At 43.5% G+C, this 22813-nt stretch carries 17 protein-coding genes; 9 read left to right on the top strand and 8 right to left on the bottom strand.

The window, feature by feature from the left end; translation table 11 throughout:
* Window positions 1–76 precede the first annotated feature (76 nt).
* The 4 genes from AV939_RS06925 to AV939_RS06910 all read left to right on the top strand — a co-directional run bounded on the left by AV939_RS06925 (window position 77) and on the right by AV939_RS06910 (window position 3063).
* Entirely contained in the window at window positions 77–1297 is a 1221-nt protein-coding gene (locus AV939_RS06925) for an alpha/beta hydrolase (protein WP_061997397.1), read from the top strand.
* 42 nt (window positions 1298–1339) lie between these two features.
* On the top strand, window positions 1340–1726 hold the full coding sequence (locus AV939_RS06920) for a tautomerase family protein (protein ID WP_057792345.1): 387 nt from the start codon (window positions 1340–1342) through the stop codon (window positions 1724–1726).
* Between the two features lie 263 nt (window positions 1727–1989).
* Complete coding sequence (gene rhlP, locus AV939_RS06915) at window positions 1990–2826, top strand: rhombotarget lipoprotein (protein ID WP_061997396.1); 837 nt, start codon at window positions 1990–1992, stop codon at window positions 2824–2826.
* A 21-nt stretch (window positions 2827–2847) separates the two neighbouring features.
* On the top strand, window positions 2848–3063 hold the full coding sequence (locus AV939_RS06910; RefSeq protein ID WP_057792341.1) for a hypothetical protein: 216 nt from the start codon (window positions 2848–2850) through the stop codon (window positions 3061–3063).
* Window positions 3064–3129: 66 nt separating this feature from the next.
* On the opposite strand, the gene ppsR is transcribed toward AV939_RS06910, so the two are convergent.
* Window positions 3130–3942 carry a posphoenolpyruvate synthetase regulatory kinase/phosphorylase PpsR gene (gene ppsR / locus AV939_RS06905; protein ID WP_057792340.1) on the bottom strand — a complete coding sequence of 271 codons (813 nt, stop codon included), beginning with the start codon at window positions 3940–3942 and terminating at the stop codon, window positions 3130–3132.
* Between the two features lie 271 nt (window positions 3943–4213).
* Between ppsR and ppsA the strand changes: the two genes are divergently transcribed.
* Window positions 4214–6586, top strand: coding sequence for a phosphoenolpyruvate synthase (gene ppsA, locus AV939_RS06900; RefSeq protein WP_057796191.1), 2373 nt, complete (start codon window positions 4214–4216; stop codon window positions 6584–6586).
* Between the two features lie 150 nt (window positions 6587–6736).
* Here the strand turns inward: ppsA and AV939_RS06895 are convergent, their stop codons facing one another.
* The 7 genes from AV939_RS06895 to AV939_RS06865 all read right to left on the bottom strand — a co-directional run bounded on the left by AV939_RS06895 (window position 6737) and on the right by AV939_RS06865 (window position 16602).
* On the bottom strand, window positions 6737–8992 hold the full coding sequence (locus AV939_RS06895) for a xanthine dehydrogenase family protein molybdopterin-binding subunit (RefSeq protein WP_061997395.1): 2256 nt from the start codon (window positions 8990–8992) through the stop codon (window positions 6737–6739).
* Complete coding sequence (locus tag AV939_RS06890; protein ID WP_057792336.1) at window positions 8989–9501, bottom strand: (2Fe-2S)-binding protein; 513 nt, start codon at window positions 9499–9501, stop codon at window positions 8989–8991. Before AV939_RS06890 ends, AV939_RS06895 begins: the two co-directional genes overlap by 4 nt.
* 242 nt (window positions 9502–9743) lie before the next feature.
* Entirely contained in the window at window positions 9744–9959 is a 216-nt protein-coding gene (locus tag AV939_RS06885) for a tellurium resistance protein TerC (RefSeq protein ID WP_057792334.1), read from the bottom strand.
* Window positions 9960–10103: 144 nt separating this feature from the next.
* Complete coding sequence (locus AV939_RS06880) at window positions 10104–11036, bottom strand: AEC family transporter (protein WP_057792332.1); 933 nt, start codon at window positions 11034–11036, stop codon at window positions 10104–10106.
* 150 nt (window positions 11037–11186) lie between these two features.
* Window positions 11187–12206, bottom strand: a complete 1020-nt coding sequence (locus tag AV939_RS06875; protein WP_061997394.1) for a LacI family DNA-binding transcriptional regulator — start codon at window positions 12204–12206, stop codon at window positions 11187–11189.
* A 57-nt stretch (window positions 12207–12263) separates the two neighbouring features.
* Window positions 12264–13442 carry a polysaccharide lyase family 7 protein gene (locus AV939_RS06870; protein WP_061997393.1) on the bottom strand — a complete coding sequence of 393 codons (1179 nt, stop codon included), beginning with the start codon at window positions 13440–13442 and terminating at the stop codon, window positions 12264–12266.
* A gap of 232 nt (window positions 13443–13674) precedes the next feature.
* Entirely contained in the window at window positions 13675–16602 is a 2928-nt protein-coding gene (locus AV939_RS06865) for a TonB-dependent receptor (protein ID WP_057792327.1), read from the bottom strand.
* Between the two features lie 760 nt (window positions 16603–17362).
* Here AV939_RS06865 and AV939_RS06860 point away from each other — a divergent pair.
* From AV939_RS06860 to AV939_RS06845, 4 genes are all read left to right on the top strand, one after another.
* On the top strand, window positions 17363–18130 hold the full coding sequence (locus AV939_RS06860; protein ID WP_057792325.1) for an SDR family NAD(P)-dependent oxidoreductase: 768 nt from the start codon (window positions 17363–17365) through the stop codon (window positions 18128–18130).
* A 198-nt stretch (window positions 18131–18328) separates the two neighbouring features.
* On the top strand, window positions 18329–19573 hold the full coding sequence (locus tag AV939_RS06855) for an Nramp family divalent metal transporter (RefSeq protein WP_057792323.1): 1245 nt from the start codon (window positions 18329–18331) through the stop codon (window positions 19571–19573).
* A gap of 12 nt (window positions 19574–19585) precedes the next feature.
* Window positions 19586–20074: a gluconokinase gene (locus tag AV939_RS06850; RefSeq protein WP_057792322.1), complete on the top strand. Its 489-nt coding sequence runs from the start codon at window positions 19586–19588 to the stop codon at window positions 20072–20074.
* A 156-nt stretch (window positions 20075–20230) separates the two neighbouring features.
* On the top strand, window positions 20231–22519 hold the full coding sequence (locus AV939_RS06845; RefSeq protein WP_377894041.1) for a chondroitinase-B domain-containing protein: 2289 nt from the start codon (window positions 20231–20233) through the stop codon (window positions 22517–22519).
* The last annotated feature ends 294 nt before the right edge of the window (window positions 22520–22813 follow it).

The following is a 22813-nucleotide window of genomic DNA, read 5'->3' as shown; positions in this document are numbered from 1 at the left end:
TCTTTTGTTGCTGGCATTGAACGGGTAAGATTAAAAGTTAATCACGAACTAAAACTAATAAATAAAGGATTATACCGTGCTAAAACATGCCATTACGATAGCTGTCTTTTTACTTATTTTGGTTCCTTCTTACTCGTATTCAAAGGTACGGGGAGAGGCTACGCACTTAAGTATTCATTCTGAAATACTCGATGAAGAACGTGAATTGTTCATACATCTACCCAATAGTTATTACCTCTCAAATAGTCATTCAACAAGTAAGCCGCTATCAACAACGCGTGAGCAATTAGAATCTCAATTACATTATCCGGTACTTTATTTACTTGATGGTCAGAGAAATTTTGCTCATGCAGTCGGCACGTTAGACTTGCTCAATCAATCTAATATGGCGCAAGAAATGATTGTTGTTGCTATAGCAAATACTCATCGCTCAAGAGACTTCACTCCAACATATGATGCGAACTACAACGAGTGGGGAAGATCCGGGGGAGCCGATAACTTTCTTGATTTTATTGAGAAAGAGCTTGTGCCCTACATTAACGAAAACTATCGCGCCAACAACTTCAAAATAATTTCAGGGCATTCTTTAGGTGGGTTATTGTCGGTGTATGCCTTGCAGTCTAGACCCCATTTATTCCAAGCTCACTTTGCCTTCAGCCCAAGTTTATGGTGGCAAGAACAGGTTATCTTTGACGACGCCGAAACCTTCTTTTCAGATACTTCTGAATTGAACAACTATTTGTATATCAATATGGGCAGCGAAGGCGGCCACATGCTAACGTCTTACCAGCGCTATATCGAATTGCTAAACACTCATAAGCGAAAAGGGTTTAATTACAACACAGATTTAGATACCTCAGAAGGCCACAATACCACCGCGCTTGCTGGGCATTCGTTGGCTTATCAGAATCTGTACAAATCGTTGCAACCATCAAATGAAGTCTTAAGCGGCGGGATACCTGCAATAAAGCAGTTTTATAAAGCGCAGTCTGAAATGTACGGTTATGACATTAAGCCCAGCTATCGCGCCATTAACAGTGTGGGATACAAAGCATTATCTGAAAAAGACTATTCAACGGCTATTGCGATATTTCAAAGCAATGTTGAAAGCTATCATTACAAAGCGGATGCCTACGACAGCTTAGCGGATGGATTTGAAGCGAGTGGTGATTTGCAAAAAGCATTAGAAATGAGGTCGCTTGCCATACAGAAAAGCGTGGTTGAAAATGTAGAAAACGGTGCCTATAAAACTCGCCATGCAAACTTACTCAAAAAGATTCAGGACAAGAATCTTTAGCATTTTTTGCTTTCTCGAAAAGAATTTATAAAGGATATTGTTGTGATAGTTATTTATGGGATTGATAAGCACTTAAACCCAATAAAAAGCCAACTGTCTGAAGTGATACATGGCTGTATGCAATCTGTTTTAGGCATGCCTGAGGATAAACGGGCCCACCGTTTTATTCCCCTAGCCAAAGAAGACTTTTTCTACCCTGGCGGTAGAACAGATTGCTATACCGTTATCGAAATTAACATGATGAAGGGTCGCAAACCTGAAACCCAAAAAGCACTGATTAAAGCGCTTTTCAAAGAAATAGAATCTGCTTTAGGTATTAACCCTATCGATATTGAAATAACCATTAAAGAACAAGAAAAGTACCAATGGGGTTTTCGTGGCATAACTGGTGATGAGGCGTCAGATTTAAAATATAACGTTGATGTATAAGGTTGGGGCATCACATACATTTTTACCTACAACTACAACTACAACTACAACTACAACTACAACTACAACTACAACTACAACTACAACTACAACTACAACTACAACTACAACTACAACTACATCTACATCTACATTAGGTGAGTTCGCGTCCGTATTGTATTTGTTTGAAATACTGGGTAATTTGAAGCACTAGTGTTGATGAAGTACACGATAGGCGGCGATTAGCTTATAACGCGGTTTGAGTAGTACATAAAGGGTTGTCGATGAAAGCAAAAATATTATTAACAATGTTAGGGGCTATCTTAGGGGCAATGTTACTTACTGCATGCAGTGCAATAGTAAGTAACAATACAGGTAAACAAGCTCAATCTAGTAGTTTGATGGACTTTCTTTATCCTGATGAAGAAAGCCGCGTTAAGCACCAGCCTGAAATTCCCACCTTACAATTACCGGTAAAGGTTGGGCTTGCATTTGTTCCTTCAAGTAATTGGCAACGAGATGGCCTACATGGGAAAGACCAAGTGGAGCTTCTTGAAAACGTGAAGCAGTCTTTTCTTCAATACGAATATATCGATCGCATTGAAATTATCCCTAGTGAGTATTTAAGCGGGGGAGAAGGGTTTGCTACGTTGGAACAAGTAGGGCGTTTATATGACGTTGATGTAATGGCGTTAGTGTCTTACGACCAAGTAACTCAGTCACTCGAAAATAACGCGGCATTACTGTATTGGACCATCGTTGGTATGTACGTGATTCCTGGTAACGAAAATACGGTGCAGACCTTTGTCGATACCGCTGTATTCGATATTAAAAGTAAAAAGATGCTTTTCAGAGCACCTGGTGTAAGCAAACTTGAGAAACGCACCACCGCGGTAGGTATTGACAATACGCTGGCCGAAAAATCATTAGAAGGTTTTGGTATTGCGGTTGATGATATGTCTACCAACCTAGATGCCGAACTTGCGCGATTTAAAACCAGAGTAAAAGAAGAAAAAATTGCAAATGTTGAACACAGAGCAGGCTATAGTGGCGGCTCACTTCATGTTTATTGCTTACTCTTCCTATGTGTCATGTTATTTAGAAAAATGACTGTGCGTTAATACGCTGGCAAGGAGTGCAGATTGAACGTCACTAAGCAAAACCTTAAAGACGCAGTAAGCGCCAATATTCTTTCATCTGAGCAGTTTGAACAATTGATTGCGTTTTTAAACCAGCAAACTAATACCTCGGTTAAGTTCGATTACACCCACGCGTTGTATTACCTAGGTGGGTTAATTGCCATTGGGGCAATGACACTGACTTTTTATTGGGCCAGCCTCGTAGCAGGCTGGCATTAACAAGCGGGATTAGGGTAGGGAAGTGGGGTGCTAGCTTAGTACGCCCCCTCCACAATACGCCCCACCTTAATACTTTCTGCGCTTCAACCCTGTCTCCGCAAGAATTTTGGCCGAAATCTCTTCTATGGAATATTTGGTACTGTTTAAGAACGGAATTTTTTCCTTTCGGTACAAGTTCTCTACTTCTCGTAGTTCCATTCTACACTGCTGTAATGACGCATAGCGGCTATTCGCTTTTCGTTCAGAACGAATTTGATGTAATCGTTCTGGCTGAATCGTTAAGCCAAAAAGTTTGTCTTTATAACGGCGAAGGGCCGTGGGCAATTTAAGCATGTCGCCCATGTCATCCTCGGTGAACGGGTAGTTTGCCGCTTTAATACCAAATTGCAGGGCTAAGTATAAGCTAGTGGGAGTTTTACCCGAGCGAGATACGCCCACTAAAATAATGTCGGCCTCGTCGTAATCTTTCAGGTTAGAACCGTCATCGTTGGCTAAGGCATAGTTAACCGCTTCAATACGAATGTCGTACGTGGTTTCATGAATGCTGTGAGTGCGATGTTTTTCTGGTTTTGAGGGCACACCAAGCACTTTTTCGAGAGGCGCTACGAACTGATCGAGGAAATTGTAGTTAATACCTACCGATTTTGAAATTATCTTGCGAACATCTACATTCACAATTGTATAAAAAACGAGCGGCCTTTCTCCTGTGTCTTGAAAACTTTCAGATATTTTATCTAAAACCTTGTTGGCTTCTTCCTCAGTTTCAACAAAAGGAATGGTATTGTGATTGAATTCAACAGGGAACAAAGACAGCAGGGCGTGGCCAAACACCTCTGAAGTAATGGCAGTACCATCTGAAATATAAAAAGCTGTGCGCACAACAAATCCTTAACATTGTCGTAATTTTATTACAAAAGTAATAAAGAGTTTACTTTCCGATTTCCCCCATTCTAAGATGATTTCGTCGAAAAGCTATATGGTTATTAATGATGACTTGATGTAACGCAAGCCTGCTTTACTTGGTACTCGTTAATATTAATAAGCATTAAGCGCGTTTGGATCTACGCAGTCGACACGTATTTTACCAATGTTGGGCATGTGGCCCGCCATTGCTTATACCCTACTCAAAAATAAGCTGGAGGCTTCGGCAGTGAAAGAATTCGTACTTTGGTATCAAGAACTGGGCATGAATGATGTAGGTCGCGTTGGCGGCAAAAATGCATCTTTAGGCGAGATGATTTCTAACCTAGCTAACGCCGGTGTACAAGTACCGGGAGGTTTCGCCACAACTGCAGAGGCTTTTAATGAATTTCTAGAGCAAAGCGGTCTAGAAGCAAAAATTCATAACGTACTAGATACACTTGATGTTGAAGATATTAGTGCGCTTAATGAAGCGGGCAAAGATATTCGTCAATGGATCATCGACACCCCGTTTCAACCTGAACTAGAAGAAGCAATTAAAGAAGCGTTTGTGAAATTACAGGGTGATGCAGGTGATGAAGCTTCATTTGCGGTTCGTTCATCAGCTACTGCAGAAGACATGCCTGATGCTTCGTTTGCAGGTCAGCAAGAAACTTTCCTAAACGTGAAAGGTTACGAGTCTGTATTAGTTGCCATTAAACACGTATTCGCCTCGCTATTTAACGACCGTGCTATTTCTTATCGTGTACACCAAGGTTACGACCACAAAGGCGTAGCATTGTCGGCTGGTATTCAGCGCATGGTACGAAGCGATATTTCTTCGTCGGGCGTTATGTTCACTATCGACACTGAGTCGGGCTTTGAAGACGTGGTATTTATTACCAGTTCATACGGCTTGGGTGAAATGGTAGTGCAGGGTGCGGTAAACCCAGATGAATTTTACGTACACAAACCAACCCTTGATAAAGGGCTTCCCGCCATTGTTCGCCGTAACTTAGGCAGCAAGCTAGTTAAGATGATTTACTCTGACGATGAAGCACACGGCAAGCAAGTGTCTATCGTTGATATTGACAGCACTGAAAGCAAAGCCTTCTCGTTGAATGATGAAGAAGTGATGGAGCTGGCGAAGCAAGCGCAAATTATTGAAAAGCACTACGATCGTCCTATGGATATCGAATGGGCTAAAGATGGCGTAGACGGCAAGCTATATATTGTTCAAGCGCGCCCTGAAACGGTTCGAAGCCGTGAAGATTCACAAAGCATTGAGCGTTTCCAACTTAAAGGCCAAAGCAATATTGTATGTGAAGGCCGTGCCATTGGTCATAAAATTGGTGCAGGTGTTGCCAAGGTATTAGGTTCCATTGAAGAGATGGACAAAATTCAAGCCGGTGATGTGCTAGTGACTGACATGACAGACCCAGATTGGGAGCCTATCATGAAAAAGGCGTCTGCCATTGTCACTAACCGAGGTGGCCGTACATGTCACGCAGCCATTATTGCTCGTGAGTTAGGTATCCCAGCAGTAGTAGGGTGCGGAAACGCTACCGACAGCATCGAGAACGGCGATAAAATTACCGTGTCTTGTGCGGAAGGTGATACAGGTTACATCTACGGTGCAGAACTGGAGTTTGACGTTGTTACGTCACGTATCGACTCTATGCCTGATTTACCATTAAAAGTGATGATGAACGTGGGTAACCCAGACCGCGCATTCGATTTCGCCCGTTTGCCGAACGCGGGTGTTGGTCTTGCGCGTTTAGAGTTTATTATTAACCGCATGATCGGCGTGCATCCTAAAGCGCTACTTAACTTCGACAGCCAGCCTGCTGAGCTTAAAGAAGAAATTGGCGACATGATGGCCGGTTACGAGTCGCCTACTGAGTTCTACATTGAAAAGTTGGTTGAAGGTATTTCTACCATTGGTGCTGCGTTCTCGCCTGAGAAAGTCATTGTTCGTATGTCTGACTTTAAGTCTAACGAATACTACAACTTAGTTGGCGGCTACCAGTACGAGCCAGATGAAGAAAACCCAATGCTTGGTTTCCGTGGTGCAAGCCGTTATATCTCGGAAGATTTCCGCGACTGTTTCGCCTTAGAATGTGAAGCAATTAAACGGGTTCGTAACAACATGGGCTTAACCAACGTTGAGATCATGATCCCCTTCGTACGTACCCTCGAAGAAGGCCGTAAGGTTATCGAGCTATTAGAAGAGCAGGGCCTCAAGAAAGGCGAAGACGGTTTGCGCGTTATCATGATGTGTGAATTACCTTCTAATGCCTTACTAGCTGACCAGTTCTTAGATATTTTCGATGGCTTCTCAATTGGTTCGAATGACTTAACTCAGTTAACCCTTGGGTTAGACCGCGACAGTGGCGTTATTGCTCACTTGTTTGACGAACGAGATCCTGCGGTGAAAGCCTTGTTATCAATGGCTATTCAAGCGGCGAAGAAACGTGGCAAATACGTTGGTATTTGTGGTCAAGGCCCATCAGATCACGAAGACTTTGCAGCCTGGTTGGTAGAAGAAGGTATCGATTCAGTATCGCTTAACCCAGATACGGTAGTTGAAACCTGGTTGTACCTTGCTGAAAAGCACGGCTAAAAAGCTAACTTAGCAACACGTTATTTATTAAAAACCTAAACATTAAAAAGCCGCTTAGATTTTTCAATCTAAGCGGCTTTTTTAGTGCGTCTTTTTTGTGCTTTATACGCTCACATGAAGCTATTAGCCTTGGACCAGCCTAAGCCCGTTTTAGGCTTTTAACTGGTTACCAATAGGTAATTGTCTAATGCGCTTACCGCAAGCAGCAAAAATGGCGTTACACAAGGCAGGCGCATAAACAGGTGTTGCTGGCTCACCCACACCCGCTGGTGGTGCATCGCTTGGGATAATCTCAACGTCGATTTCTATTGGCGCATCACTCATACGCGGTACGCGGTAGTCATGGAAGTTACTTTGCTGAGCACGGCCTTTATCAAAGGTAATACCGTCACTAATGGCAGCAGTAATACCGAAGATGGAACCACCTTGTACCTGGTTTTTCACCGTGTCGGTGTTTACCACAGTACCTGCATCAATGCTGGCCCACGATTTGATAATCTTAAGATCGCCCGCATCAGACACTTCTACTTCAACCACAGTAGCCACATAGGTCAAGAAACTTCTGTGCGCTGCAATACCAAGGCCTCTACCTTTTGGTAATTCTCGGCCCCAGCCACTCATATCAGCCACTTTTTCAATCGCCTTACGTAGGCGACCAATATCGAGCGGATAAGCGTCTTTATCGGCGCCGTAATTGTCGTACTCTGCATTTTGCTCAGTGACATCAACAATGCGATCCGGGCCAATAGTTTCAAGCAAGTAGTCTTTTTGATCGCGACCGGCTTTGTGCGCCGCTTCAGCAATGAAAGACTGAATAGCGAATGCGTGGAAGATATTAGACACCGAACGCATCCAGCCTATACGCGCTTTTGCAGGTGCTTCACCACTTTCTAGTTTCATATTAGGGGTATTGATAGGGTTATCAGTAAAGCCTAAACGAAGCTCGAAGCTGAACGGCGCGGTAGCATCTTGTTGGAACGTAGACGCAATAGGTGAAAACGCCGTACGGTGCAAGTAAGCATCAATACCGCCGTTTTCATCTAAAGAGGCTTCAATGTGCTGGGCTGATACAGCATGGTAGAAACCATGTTGAATGTCGTCTTCACGTGTCCATTGCACGCGAATAGGCTTGCCAGTCTTCATTGAAAGGTAGGCCGCTTCCGCAGAAAAGTCGGGTTTCGATTTACGACCAAAACCACCACCTAGCATGGTGACGTGAACATTGATCTTTTCTTTCGGCATCCCAACCATTGCCCCTACGGTTTCCATATCGGCCTGCGGGTTCTGCGTAGCTGCCCACACATCAACACGGTCTTTATAATACATTGCCGTGGCGCAGGGTGGCTCCATTGGGGCTTGTGCTAAATGTGGTACATAATAATCGGCAACCAGTTTATCGCTTGCATTGGCGAGCACATTGGCTGCATCACCTTTCGCGCGTACCGACTTTTGTGGCGTCGATACCGTCTCTAGCAAGCTTGCTTTAAAGGCTTCAGAGTTATAATCACCGTTTTTACCATCATCCCAGCTTACGGTAAGGGCGCGGCGGCCTTTGATGGCAGCCCAAGTATTGTTGGCAATAATGGCAATACCGCCTTTAGGTTGAAACTGTGGTGCGCCTTTCGCCGCAGGAATTTCCACAACATCTACCACGCCATCAATCGCTTTAACTGCTTTTGCATCGAAGCTTTTCACTTTTCCGCCAACAACCGGTGGACGAACTACCACGGCAATTAATGCTTTGGGCTCAAGTACATCAGCAGCAAAGGTCGCTTTGCCGGTAACAATGTCTTTTAAATCGATGTGCGCCATGGCGGTATTGATGTAACGCCACTCACTGCGTTCTTTTAGGGTAATGCGATCGAGTTCTGGCGGAGTAATTTTTAATGCATCGTCTACCAGTTCAGCATAGGTAAGGGTTTTACCCGAGGTATGGGTAACCACATGCTGTACTGCCGAACAAGAATCGAAGGGGACATCCCAACGGGTTGCAGCAGCTTGCTGCATAAGGTGGCGAACACTTGCACCCATTTCACGAAGACGCTGCATATTGTAACGAATACTGCGTGAACCATCGGTATTTTGATCGCCGTATTTCGGATCGCCTTTACCTTGGATAACCACCACTTTATCCCATGAGGCTTCCATCTCATCGGCCACAATTTGCGCTAATGCGGTACGAATTTGTTGGCCCATTTCAGAGCGGTGACACGTAATTTCAACAATACCATCGGGTCGAAGTGACACGAATAAGTTAGCCATTTTGGCTGACTCAGACGGTTTCTCTAAAACACCAGCCATAGCGCGTGGTGCCGTACCCATAAAGTATGTACCTAGTACAAGAGCGCCAGCGGTAGCCGATGACTTTAAGAAGCTGCGACGAGTTAAGTCAAAATACTTGCTCATGCTTCTTCTCCCGCTGTCTCAGAGGCAAGGGTATCAGGAACATAATATTCCACGCCAGCCATGGTTTTTGCTGCTGACTTTATGGCTTTATGAATACGGGGGTAAGTACCACAACGGCAGATGTTGCCTGACATACCTTGCACAATTTCTTCATCGCTAGGGGTAGGGTTACTTGCTAATAAGCTGGCGGCTTGCATCATTTGGCCGCACTGACAGTATCCACATTGAGGTACTTTATGTTCAACCCATGCTTGTTGAACAGGATGTTCACCGTCTTTGCTCAAGCCCTCAATGGTGGTTATTTTGCTGCCTGAAACGGCAGAAACAGGCAATACGCAAGAGCGCTGAGCTACGCCGTTAATATGTACTGTGCAAGCGCCACATTGTGCCATGCCGCAGCCAAATTTAGGGCCAGTTAGATGTAATTCGTCACGTAAGTACCAAAGTACGGGAGTGGTAGGATCGCCCGCAAATTCACGTGTTTCACCGTTAACGGTAAACGTAATCATGGTCTTGTCTCCATTGTCGTAAGTGTTCGATGGTCAGTCGAATGCCTTACGTTGCCTGTTTGAATAAATGAAAGGTTTTTTGATTTTTATAAGGTGTTATTAATCGTGTCGTTAAATTCTATACTCGTAACGAGTTTAGCGTATAAAAATAACATGACTATGAAGGTTATACTGAAACTTCAGATTAATGGTTTACGATGTGCGATGACAGGGGGGAAAAGCGCAAATTACGCAGTAACAGCTTAGCGAAATTTACGCATTAATAATACGCGGTCTATTCTTCTCGCGCTTGAGGTCATCATGTTTTGACTTATTTTGAGCCATCCACGAGCACGAGGCCAATCGTAGCTTAGCAAAACCAAACCACCTATTACCAAAAGAATTGAGCCTGGTAATAGGGTTAAAATAATGCCGCCGATAAAAAGAATGCCACCAAGGGTTAATCGAACAATTTTCACGATTACTTTTCCAGCTGATTGAAAACAACTACCTGCATTGTGGTTCAATTCTTAAACGTTGCCAACCAGAAAAGTGTAAACAAGTGTATAACGCGATTAAATTCGTATGAGCAAAGGTTTGCCTAGCGCCGCTACTTAGTACTCTTAAACAAGCCCCAGCATGGCCAAGCTGCCGAAACCAATGGCAGTAATAGGCAGTGATATTAACGTGCTTAGGGCAATGATACTGGCCGCCAAACGATGATCGCCCCCTAAGTTTCTTACCATCACGTAACTGGCTGCGGCTGTCGGGGCAATAGATAGCAATAACACTATGCCTAACTCCATGCCTCTGAAACCGGCTAAATACGCCATACCCACTAGTAAGGCGGGGTAGACAATACATTTACTTATTGTAGCTAGCGCAATGTTATACCAGTCGCTAGAAAAAGAACGAAACTGCAGCGATGCGCCAGTACAAATAAGGGCTAAGGGCAGGGTAAGCTGGGCAAAGTATTCGCCTGTTCTTAATGCCACCTCGGGTAATGACCATTGAAAATAAGAAAATGGTAATGCTGCAACAATCGAAATAATAAGGGGGTTGCGTGCAATGCCTTTAATTTGATTCATAGGCGCCGTAAAACCTACCTGATAGAAGTTAAGTACAAACACTGACATAACATTGTACAAAATAGTAATACAGCCCATATAAACCGATGCTGCCGCTAAGCCCTCTTGCCCGTATGTATTCGCGCAATATGCTAAGCCAATAATACCCATGTTAGCCCTAAAACCACCTTGCACTACCACCCCGCGAGCATTTTGAGGGTTCACCGTGAAATGCACTAATAGCATTAATACCGCGCACATTAGTACCGAACCACTTATTCCAATAGTGATAAGGGTAAAGTTAGCAGCGTTTGAAAAGTCTGACTGGCTAATAGATAGAAAAAGTAGTGCGGGTAGGGCAACGTTGAAGACTAACTTTGAACCCGATTCGATAAAGGCCTCATTTAACCAGCGGATGCGAAAAAACACCCAGCCCATTAAAAGTAGGATTAAAACAGGCACTAGGGTACTGGTAATAAATGAAAGCATGGGAGTTAGTCGATAAAAATACTAAATTCAGTAGATAGGCAATACTGTACCAAACTTAATCGAGATTGAGTCGGCAGCGTGAAAATAAAAATTCACTCTTTTCAGTGCGATGGACTACGCCGCCTTGTTCAAAATGAAAGATTCAAAAGCCTAAGCCTTGGGCGCTGAGCAAGATGAACGCTCGACCAATGAGCAGGGCACCAGCATGCGGGTATTTACCGATTTTGGGTTGTTGATTTTATTCATTAACATGCGCGCTGCTTCGCCGCCTAATTCGTAAGGTTGCTGTTTTATTACGGTAATAGGCACCTTAAAAAATTCAGCCATAGGAATTTCCTCAAACCCAAGTAAAGAAACATCTTGCGGAATAGGAATGCTAGCCGCTTCTAATTCTTTTAATACATCAATGGTTATTGCAATTTGCTGAGTAAAGAAAGCGGTGGGTGGATTGTCTGATTTTAGCATCTCAATAGGGGAGCGATGCAAACCTTCTTGCCGACTCCAATGAATAGTCAGGGCTTCATCAACGGGAATATTATGTTTTGTATGTGCATCTACAAACCCCTGGTATTTCTCTTGGCGAGACTTAACCGATTCGAATTTCTGGGTTACAAAACAGATATGTTTGTGGCCCAAGTTAATAAGGTATTCAGTGGCATCAAAAGAGGCACGTTTGTAATCAGCGACCACAATGCCTGTGTCACAGTCGTCATGTTCTAACTGAAACTGCACCATCGGCATGGTGTTGTTTGAAATGTCTTCTATTAGCTTTGCGTTGTTACCGCAAGAGGCAATAATTGCGCCGTCTACGTTTAACTGACACAGCGTAGTCAGCGCGTTTTTTTCAGTTTTTGGTTCAAAGTCCGAATTATAAATGAACAAGTCGTAGCCATGACTTTTACAGTAATCGTCCATACCGCGTATAGTTTGGCTGGTGTAATAGCTAGCAATGTCTCTAACGATAACACCAAGGGTTTTGGTCTTATTGGTTTTCAGGCTACGAGCAATATTGTTAGGAACGTAATTTAGTTCCTCTACCGCTTTTTGTAACCGTAAACGGGTGTCGAACGACATAAAATCAAAGCGGCCGTTCAAAAATTGCGACGCGGTACTTTTAGATACGCCGGCTTTCTCAGCCACATCAATCAGTCTAACTTTACTCTTATTCATTATTATTCTCTTACTAAAGGCGTTAATGGAGTATTTGAATCGCCAAATTCTCGATAGCTATTTCACTTCAATAGCTTCGCCTACCTGCAAATGAGAGAAGGACACACGGGTGTAGTTACCTGCTTTTTTATCGGTTTCCCAATCGCCAGTACCCGGGCAAGCAGGGTAGCGAAATGTTGGGGCATCCTTCGTACTGCACTGGTTATACGCGCCAGCTTTAAAAAACAGCCAATCGTTCTTGTAAGCCACAGGGTCATCATAGTCATCTATAAATCCATTGGCATCAAGATTATTGGCTAAATTAATCTGATGTCTAACCGTTGGGTGATTATCTGCATTAAAAGTTAAGTACATTGTATCGCCGTAAACATTAATCTCATAACTGAAAGATTCACCAAGGGCGATACCGTTTTCACCTGGGTCTGTACTGTCATGCCAGCCATCGCCCCACACAGGGTAAGCAATGTCGGTACGTTTAGGGTTATTTTCGGGTAAATTCAGTTCGTAGTTCCAAAACACGGTACCAGTATCGTGATTTGGATACTTTTTATAATAAATTTTAAGTGGCTCGTTCCCCCAGCCAAACCCTGATTCATTGTTACGAAGTTCGTCTAATTTACCCGCATGAATTTGGCCTACTACAACAGAATAGGCGGGTGGCTTGTCATGATATTTAGCGTTAGTAGAAACATGATCTACTTTAAGTGTGGCTACCATTCGTGCACCAATGGTCGCGAATTTATCTGCTTCAGGGTTTGATGCCAGCGCAAAGTAATTTGCAGGGTTTTCTAAGCTAGGAACATTACCGTTTTCATCGGCATAAACTTGGCGAAGTTCGCTGCGGGTATTGGTAGACGTGGGAGAGGTAAATGCTTTATTAGCCGCGGCAAATACCATGTTGTTATTGTCGTCTAAGTAAAAGAATTCATCCACGTGGAAACGCGGTAAGTCTTTATTTTCAATTCTGTCGGCCTTCCCATCACCGTCTCTATCTAATGGTAAGAGAATATTCCAAGGAGAAAGATCGAACACGTCGCCAGGGACTTTGATTGCCAACTTTGTCTCGTCGGCAGCATTCGCGAGCTCGTCCATTGTCTCCATATTGGCCTCTGTTGCTGTTTTGCTGTTTGATGATGTTTGCGTATCGTTCTGCTTATCGTTTTGTGTATCATTACACCCAGCAATTAAAGAAAGCACGGCTAAGCCGGCCAAATAAATAGGTTTAGCGTCAGTCATGAATGCGCTCCTAACGGGCATCGTCAAAAGAAAAAGTAATGAATAATGAAAAAATGTGCCGCAGCATGCACTGCGGCGAAAGTAGGGCATTGCAATTGGGTCGACTAGCTTTATTCTTATAGCGTTACTCACATAGGCCTATTCAAGTAGGCCTAGTCATATAAGCTTAGACAAACAGGCTTAGACGAACCGCTTTATTAAAGTAGCCTAGCAAGTAGGCTACTTTATAATCCTACCAGCGCGCTCTTACGCCTAAGGTAAAGCGTCTATCCGATTCACTGTACTGCCAAATGCTGTCTAGTTCGGTCACTTGTACAATAGGCTCACCGGTTAAGTTAACCGCGTTAGCCACAACCGTTATATGCTCGTTAACATCGTAGCTGGCCGAAAAGTCGAACTGGCCCCGTGCTTCACGGTAGTTATTACCCAATGTAGGGTCGAAGAAAGCTTCTTCAGGGTTTGTGCGGTTATACACACCTGTTGCGAGTGCACCAACAGGACGTACACGCTTTTCATCTTGCGTGTCTAAGTATTTATCGCGCCAGTTGTAGGCAAGACGTACTTGAAAACCGGCATTTTCCCAGTAAACCTGACCATTGAAAGTATGGTTTGAAATGTCTAACAATGGGTTACCATCAGGCTGCTCACTGTCTGCATATGTGTAGTTGGTGCTAATACCAAGCCCAGACCACATACCTGGCAGGAAACTAAACTGTTGTTGGTAGGCAAGTTCAATACCTGCTACTTCGCCACTGCCGCCGTTAACGTCCGTATCGATGACAATACCCGTTAAGCCAGCGTCGCGTTGCGCTTCAACATACGCAAGGTCTTGATCCCCACTGACGTAGTTCACATCAGCTTGACTTACCCCTGCGGTATCTAGCAAACACACGTTCACGTACTCGGTTACGTTTTGGCCTGTTACCGTGTTGCTATCAGCCATACAAGAGCTACTAGCTACCGTAAATGACTCTACATCTTTATAAAAAATAGCGGCAGAAACCATGCCTCCTTCACCAAAGTAATGCTCAGCAGATAAGTCGTATTGGGTAATACGGTAGGGGTCTAGTTGATAAGAACCTTGGGTACCGGTAACGAGTGAGTTATCGACACTAATAGCAGGGCTAAGCTCTCCAAACTCAGGGCGACGCATTACTTTCGCGGCAGCAAAACGTAAAATGGTATCGTCGGTTAAAGAGTAGGTGGCGTTTATACTTGGAAGAAAGTCTGAATAATCGTAGCTACCGGTTTGATCAAACGTATTCGATGTTAAATCGGTTTGAACATAGCGAGCACCTACCACAGCGGTAAGGTCGCCGAAATCTAAATGAAACTGGGTATATAACGCTTGGGTTTCTTCGCTTATTTGCGCATATGAGCCCGTATTGCGAACCATATTGTCATCAAGTGTACCAGTAAGTTCATGGCTACTACCATCCAGCATTTGTTTCACGCGGTCGTATGTACCATTAATATTGTAGGCAAGCTCAGCACCATCATAAACATAATAATGGGTTAGGGCGTTATTACCCGAAATGCCTGATTGGTCGAAGGTGTTACTGTGGTTAATTTCTTTGAACCCACCAAATGCAGCGTCAAATTCATCTACCCAAGTAGGTCTGACAACGCCATCGTACGACACACTGGTTTGTAAGTTTTTAAGCTCACTACCATTATTGCGTAAGTCGTAACGGTCTAGCTCATAGTCTCTGTCAGTAGTGCGAATACCTGCCTTAATTTTGGTAAGGAAGTCTAAGCCTGAAAAAGGCTCGATGTATTCCACGTCAAACCGAATAGCAGTTTCTTCGTTTTCTTCATAATAACGCTGATGGGTAAATTGACGGATAGCCAGATTGCTTGGGTCTAACAATGCGTCTTCATCCGAAAAGGCAATGCCAGGTACTTGGTCGCCATCTTGGGTCATGGTAATGGTGAATAAGTTTTCGGTAATGGTACCGTCTTCTTCATACTGTGAGCGCGAGATAGGGCGTAAGTTAAACTCAGAATTGGTGCGAAGGCTTTCAGATTTGGTATAAGCGACTTCGCCTGAAATTTTTAGTTTGTCAGTTATAAACCACTCGCCACCCAAGGCATTTGACATAGAGTCGTTGGTGGTAAAGTCGGCCCATGTCTTTGGCTGTACAAACGCGCTACCCGAGCCAAAGCTTTGCAGTTGGCCTTGTGCGTCATCGTAGGCATCATCTAACACCAAGTCAGAATAGTCTTTGCTGTCATTTAATACCGAGTAAGCTTCTTGTCCACCGTCAAGATCGGTGGCATTAACATCTAGGTAAATAAAAGCGTCAGTATCTTTTGGGGCCCACTGAAGTGACAAACCGTAAGCGGTACGTTCACGCTGTTCAGTTTTTTGCTCTACGGTATTTTGGCTACGTACAAGGTAGTTGCCGCTAGGCGTGTTGGCAGAGTCGCTGTTACCGTCGCCATCTAAATCGAGTTCTGTTGGAGTCACTAAATTAAAAAACTCATCTCGTCTTAAGGTGCGATCTTGATAAGACATCACCACAGAAGCCCCAAAGGTACCAGCGTCGCCCAAGTCCCAGTTTCTGCCAGCGGCACCAGTAAACATAGGCGCCCAGTTTTCTGCTTTATCGGCGTATTCACCATCTAGCGTAATGGCGACCAAAGGCTCTTCAAGCTCTAATGGGCGCACGGTTGTCATATTGATAGTACCGCCAAGTGCGCCTTCAATCATTTCAGGGGTAGGGGACTTAACCACTTCAACGGTTTTTAGAAAACTAGAAGGGAAGTCATCTAGGCTAATACCACCACGGCCACTGCCTGACGTAGAACGACCATTTAATTCAACACGGTTTTGAGAAATACCGCGAATAGTCACTGATTCACCCACACCAAAGTCACGGCTAATAGACACACCCGTAATACGTTGCAGCGCTTCAGCAATGTTGTTGTCGGGCAGCTTACCAATGTCTTCTGCTACTATGGCATCCACAATACGAGAATCGTAACGTTTTAAACGCGCCGACTCCGCAATACTGCTAGCAATACCGCGAACTTCAATAACTTCTAATGAATCGGGTGTTTGTGTGTCCTGTTCTTCTTGCGCAAAACTGGGCACAGAAAAACCCACTGTGGTGGCGGATAAAATGGCAACCGTAAGTTTTGATAATTTGTTGTTCATTTTGCTTCTCCAAAAGCTGTTCAGCTAAGTACCTCACAAACATAAATTATTATTAAATTCTCTTGTGAAGTGACGGCTTGTCTTATTAATCAGGCAATGTTTATTCGCTCTACTTGCTTTTCCCTATAACACTAAACCGGTTTAGTTTTTTATTTCAAAAGAACTTCTGAGACCGGAATATTAACAATAAGGTTACATTTGCATCGCTTTTCGTCAACAAAAAATTATCCAAAAGTACTAAATTTATTCACTCAGGCCGATAAAAAACGCTTACAGTCTTTTTAAAATAAAGGGCCGGGCGAGTTTTAAGGTAAATCTATATCGTTTAATCAGAAACCAGATTGTAAAGACTTGAATAAATCGGTGCTACTGGGCGAGAGTGTGAGTAAGGCTGTAGAGCAGAATAACAGTCGGTATTTTTTACATCTAGCATTTGGGTAAAACTTTATAAAGGATAAAGCGCTGAAATATATAGGTATTAAAGTCGTTTTTAATTGGCGGCTTGTTAATTTAATGAGTGTGAATTGTATGTTAAGTTGTTATTTTTGCGTTGACATCACTCACTTCTATGTTAGCTTGTTGGCAAAACTAAACCGGTTTTGTTTGATTATTTTAAATAATGAACTTAACGGGGTGTAAAACATACTTCACAGAAACTATTGCTGGTTTTCGACTTGCGACATCATTGCCTTAGCGAAAATGCACAAAACGTTATCTGTGAATTTGTTAACTGATTTTCAATTATATAGAGGGTTTTGGTGTGAATACGTTAACTGGAAAGCGAGTATTGGTAACCGGTGGTGCCAGTGGTATTGGCGGCGCTATTTCTTCTGAACTTGCGGCACAAGGTGCGACCGTTTTTGTGCATTACTATAGCTCGAAACACGCAGTTGAAGAGCTTCAGCAAGAAGTGCTGGAGTCTGGTGTTGGGGAGATTATTCCGCTTCAAGCCGACTTAACCAAAGAAGACACGGTTAATACCTTCGCTAACGAAGTGGCTAATTTAACGTCTACGCTTGATATATTGGTAAACAATACCGGCGACTTGGTTGAGCGACACACCTTAAGTGATATTAAAAATGACTTTTGGGAACAAGTGATGGCGGTTAATGTGACCTCTATGATGATGGTTACCCGTGCACTCTTACCTATGCTAAAACGCGCTGATGAGGGTGCATCTATTGTGAATTTGTCTTCACTTGCAGGCCGAAAAGGCGGGCACGGCGGGTCTCTCGCCTATTCCACATCGAAAGGTGCGGTGCTTACTTTTAGCCGTTCATTAGCCGCTGAATTAGCTGGCGACGGTATTCGCGTCAACACGGTAACGCCGGGGTTGATCTTAGGCACACGTTTTCATGCTACCCACACCACCGATGAATCGGCGAATAAAACCATCAGTGAAATACCATTAAAACGGGCAGGCAACCCAATGGATGTGGCCCGAGCGGTAGCCTTCTTTGCCTCTGAATACAACGGGTTTATCACTGGTGCGACGTTAGATATTAACGGCGGCGTATACATGGCCTAGAGGGCTGGTATAGAGCTCAGATATAGAGCTCAGATATAGAGCTCAGGTATCAGGCTCATGTAAAAAACAGGCCTAGGCAAGCCTAAACGCTAGGTTTAAAAATACGACTGTAAAGGTTGGTATCGTCAGGCCTTTTTGCATAAGCCATAACCGCAGGTTTGCTATAACTAACATTGTCAGAATGACAGAGGTAACGAGATGTCGTCGATAATAAAAAAAATAATGGCCTTTGGGCCAGCCTTCTTTGCAATAGGGTACACCATAGGTACAGGTAGCGTTACGTCTATGATAGTAGCGGGCAGTACCTATGGCATGTCTTTGCTATGGGTGTTGTTCCTAAGTTGCCTATTTTCAGGGGCACTTATCTATGCATTTGGTAATTACGCCATTGTTACCGGTGAAACTGCGCTTTATAGCTTTAAAAAGCATCTTAAATTTGGGCGACCTATCGCCATACTCATTATTGCGGGCGTTACCTTTGGCCAGTGGAACTCATTAATGGGCATTCTCGGCATATCATCTAACATTATTTTTGAAATGCTGGCGTTGTATTCTCCATCCCTTAACGCTTACAAATACGAGTTGGTGTTAGCCATAGCAGTAAGTGTCATTAGTATTATGTACGCCATTATGCTGATTGGTAAGTACTCGTTGTTTGAAAAAATTCTGGTTATGTTTGTATCCTGCATGGGTATTTCATTTGTGTTTTCGTTATTGGTAGTACATCCCATGCCCGCAGAAGTGGCAGCGGGCTTTGTTCCTTCAATACCTGATGTAGAAGGCGGAAAAATGATGGTGGCCGCCTTCGTAGGCACCACTATGGCAGCCGCTACATTTTTATCTCGCCCACTGTTTATCCAGGGTAAAGGCTGGGGTATGGAGAACCAAAAGCAGCAGAAGAAAGACGCTTTTGTGGCAGCGTTTTTAGTGTTTGTAATTAGTGCATCGGTAATGGCCGTTGCTCATGGCGCGTTATACCACGAAGGTAAAAAGATTACCCATGTACTCGACATGGTGAACGCCCTTGAACCTATAGCAGGTAAAACGGCGCTAACGGTATTTTTCTTTGGCACGTTGGCCGCGGGCTTATCTTCGGTATTTCCTTGTCTGCTTATTGCTCCCTTGTTAATCGCTGATTACCGCTCAGGAAAGCTAGACACCAAATCTACTCAATTTAAAACTATTACCGGTATAGCCTGTTTAGTGGCGCTGATCATTCCCGTATTTGGGTTCAATCCCATTAAAGGGCAAATTCTTTCTCAGGTGTTTAACGTGTTCGTGTTGCCCTTAGTCATCATTGGCATTCTAGTGGTAATAAACAAACGAGAGCTTATGAAAGAACATGCGCCAGGCAAATTTCTTAACATAATGTTAGGGCTAGCACTGCTGTTTGCCATTGTTATTTCTGCCAATGGTGTAATTGCCATTGTTGAACAACTTTAAAGGGTAGTGGCAATGATTATTGTAGTGGCGGGTGTATCGGGTACCGGAAAGTCGACCGTAGGGCAGGCATTAAGTAAGCAACTGAGCTTGCCGTTTATTGATGCAGACGATTTTCACCCTGAAGTTAATAAAGCAAAAATGCAAAGCGGGATCCCGCTAACCGATGATGATAGATGGCCGTGGTTGCAAACCTTAGCGGGGGAACTTGCTCGCTACGAACAACAAAAAGGGGTTGTGCTAGCGTGTTCAGCACTAAAAGAAAGCTACCGAAACGTATTGAGCGCGAATGACACACTTCCTATTGAATGGGTGGTGCTTACAGGTAGTTACGGGTTATTAAGCGCCAGACTCTCTGCACGGGAAAATCACTTTTTCGACGGCCGTCTGCTAGAAAATCAATTGCAAACCTTTGAAATGCCCACTTACGGCTTGAAGGTAGATGTGTCAGCAACATTGGATGACATTATTAAAGACGCCACGGCATATGTTCAAACTACATAGGCATAACGTTAACACGCTATGGCATGAAGGTGAGTGACTTGCATCATTAAATTCATAAACAAATTTACGGCTGTAAGTGGTAACACAACGCATAGCAAATAGAAGTAAACAAATTTAATGGCGCAGCAAATAATGCGCCGTCAAGATGGAGTTTTTATGATGAAAGGCGTATTCGCATTACAGGTTAGTGCCTTACAAAAAGTTGTACCGCAACTAGCTCGAAAAAGTAGCGCGGCTAAGCTATTTGGCTTAGTGGTTTTATTCTGCGTTCACTCATTTGCATCTGCACAAATGGTGAAGAACATCGATGAATTCAACAGTGCTGTAACCCAAGCGAAAGCAGGCGATACCATAGTGATGGCAAATGGAGAATGGCATGACGTAGAGCTGGTATTAAAGGGGAAGGGCACTGAAGACAACCCCATTACACTAAAAGCTCAAACCCCTGGTGAAGTAAAAATAACTGGCCTGTCGAACTTAAGTGTTTCAGGTGAATACCTTGTAATAGAAGGGCTAGTGTTTACCGATGGTCATACGCCTACGGGCGAGGTAATTGCATTTCGCACTTCGCCAGATGAATTAGCAAACCATTCCCGATTAACGAACGTGGTAATTGATAACTTCAGTCACCCAGAGCGCCAACTCTCTGATTTGTGGTTAGCCATTTATGGCAAACATAATCGTATCGACCATAACTCGTTCATCAACAAACGTAACCGGGGCGTAACCGTTGCGGTACGTATGAACTCTGAAGGCAGTCGCAAAAATTATCATACTATTGAATACAACTACTTTGGCCCACGACAAGTACTTGGTGCCAATGGCGGCGAAACCTTACGCATAGGTACTAGCCATTTTTCAAGAGAGTACGCTAACACACTAGTGCAGTATAACTACTTTGATAGAACCAACGGCGAACACGAAATTATTTCGAATAAGTCGAGTGGCAATACTTTCAAAGGAAACGTGTTTTTTGAAGCCCAAGGCACCCTGACTATGCGCCATGGCCATTACACGACGGTAGAAAACAACTACTTTTTAGGCAATAGAAAGCCAAATACGGGTGGTATACGCATTATTAACGAACACCAAACCGTGAGTAATAACTACATGTATGGCTTAACGGGGCGTCGTTTTCGTGGTGCGCTGGTGATCATGAATGGCGTACCGAATTCGCCGCCAAACCGCTACGACCCTGTTATTGAATCTGCAATGAACAATAACGTGGTTATTGATAGTGACTATATTCAGCTTGGCGCAGGGGCAGATGAAGAGCGTTCAGCACCGCCTACCACTACAGAAATGCAAAATAACATTATATTGGGTAAGCAAAACCTTAACCCAATTACCGTATTCAGTGATGTTTCTGGCATTACCTTTAAAGGCAATGTGTTAAATGAAGATGCCAGTAACCCGCTTTCTTCAGGGTTTGAAAAAGTACCTTATAAGGTAAGCAAAAACAGTAATGGCTTGTGGGTACCTGAAAAAGCATTGCTAGACAACATCGATTTTGGTGAAGTAAAACTGCCTGTCACTAAGGAAGACACCGGTGCCCGTTTTTATGCGAAAAACGAAAGCCAAATACCCTTTAAAAGCGGCAGTAAAATTGCGGTTAAACCGGGTATGGATACACTTGCTAACGCCCTTGTTGCAAGTAAGCCTGGCGATATTCTAGTGCTTGAAAATGGTGGAGAGTATTTACTAACGCGCTTTGCCACGGTTAATCACCCTATCACTATTATGGCCGAGCAGGGCGATAAGCCCGTTATTCGTTCTGAAAAACCAAGCTTTATTGTAATTGAAAACGGCGGCGCGCTTGAAGTTGAAAACTTATGGTTTGATGGCGCAGCATCACCAGATTACAAAGGAAATAGCATTATTAGAACCAGCCGTTCTTCTATGAATATTAACTATGCGTTGTCGGTCGAAAACGTGAAGGTGACCGATTTAGATATCAACGGCTACTTCTACTTCTTTAAAGCGCACCCTGGTACTTTTGCCGACTACATCGATATTAAGAACTCCCATATGGAAAACATCACGGGTGCAGTGCTGTCGCTAAACAAAGAGACGGACGACTTAGGGGTTTACAGTGTAGAAAACTTAACCCTATCGGGTAATACGTTTAAAGACATCAAAGAAGAAGTGGTAACCATTTACCGCGGCGGCTTTGACGAAAGTACTTTTGGCCCAGCGGTAACTATAACTAACAATACGCTAAACAATGTAGGTAAAGGTTCAACCCATAGAACTGGCGCTTCTATGTATTTTCATGGTGTACAGAACCTCCATGTTAGCGATTCAACGTGGGTTGATAGCGCGCCTATTTCGCTCTATTTAACCAATGGTGAGCCTATAACTTTGATTGAAAATGTCACTATGAAAAATACGCCTAAGATACAATCAAATAGCGATAGTTTTGAAGTGAAAAACGTGACGTACTAAAAGCGTTTGGCGTGGTGTAAAACGTTGAATAAACGTTTACGTGAATAATATGAACTCGGCATTAAGTGCCGAGTTTTTTTATGCAAAAAATTTGGTTTCGTGCATTAAAACCGATACTCAGTTCAGTAGGAAAAGTAAATCTCATCGCTTAAAATGATTTTGACGCTAACTCACTAATCCCAAGACCCGTGCCCGTATTCCTTAATTGATAATTCTATGAAAAAGCTATATTTAAAATTTGTTGCAACGCACTTTGTTTTAAGTGCCATCATGTTTTGTGTTTGGTACCTAGTT

Source organism: Alteromonas sp. Mac1, from assembly GCF_001562125.1.
Lineage (GTDB): Bacteria > Pseudomonadota > Gammaproteobacteria > Enterobacterales > Alteromonadaceae > Alteromonas > Alteromonas stellipolaris.
This window is presented reverse-complemented; position numbering and strand designations above follow the sequence as displayed.

Excerpts from the sequence above, each read along its gene's own strand:
- AV939_RS06845 (WP_377894041.1), top strand. The coding sequence starts at position 20,231 with ATGATGAAAGGCGTATTCGCATTACAGGTTAGTGCCTTACAAAAAGTT.
- AV939_RS06880 (WP_057792332.1), bottom strand. The coding sequence starts at position 11,036 with ATGCTTTCATTTATTACCAGTACCCTAGTGCCTGTTTTAATCCTACTT.
- AV939_RS06870 (WP_061997393.1), bottom strand. The coding sequence starts at position 13,442 with ATGACTGACGCTAAACCTATTTATTTGGCCGGCTTAGCCGTGCTTTCT.
- AV939_RS06865 (WP_057792327.1), bottom strand. The coding sequence starts at position 16,602 with ATGAACAACAAATTATCAAAACTTACGGTTGCCATTTTATCCGCCACC.
- AV939_RS06855 (WP_057792323.1), top strand. The coding sequence starts at position 18,329 with ATGTCGTCGATAATAAAAAAAATAATGGCCTTTGGGCCAGCCTTCTTT.
- AV939_RS06890 (WP_057792336.1), bottom strand. The coding sequence starts at position 9,501 with ATGATTACGTTTACCGTTAACGGTGAAACACGTGAATTTGCGGGCGAT.
- rhlP (WP_061997396.1), top strand. The coding sequence starts at position 1,990 with ATGAAAGCAAAAATATTATTAACAATGTTAGGGGCTATCTTAGGGGCA.
- AV939_RS06895 (WP_061997395.1), bottom strand. The coding sequence starts at position 8,992 with ATGAGCAAGTATTTTGACTTAACTCGTCGCAGCTTCTTAAAGTCATCG.
- AV939_RS06850 (WP_057792322.1), top strand. The coding sequence starts at position 19,586 with ATGATTATTGTAGTGGCGGGTGTATCGGGTACCGGAAAGTCGACCGTA.
- AV939_RS06875 (WP_061997394.1), bottom strand. The coding sequence starts at position 12,206 with ATGAATAAGAGTAAAGTTAGACTGATTGATGTGGCTGAGAAAGCCGGC.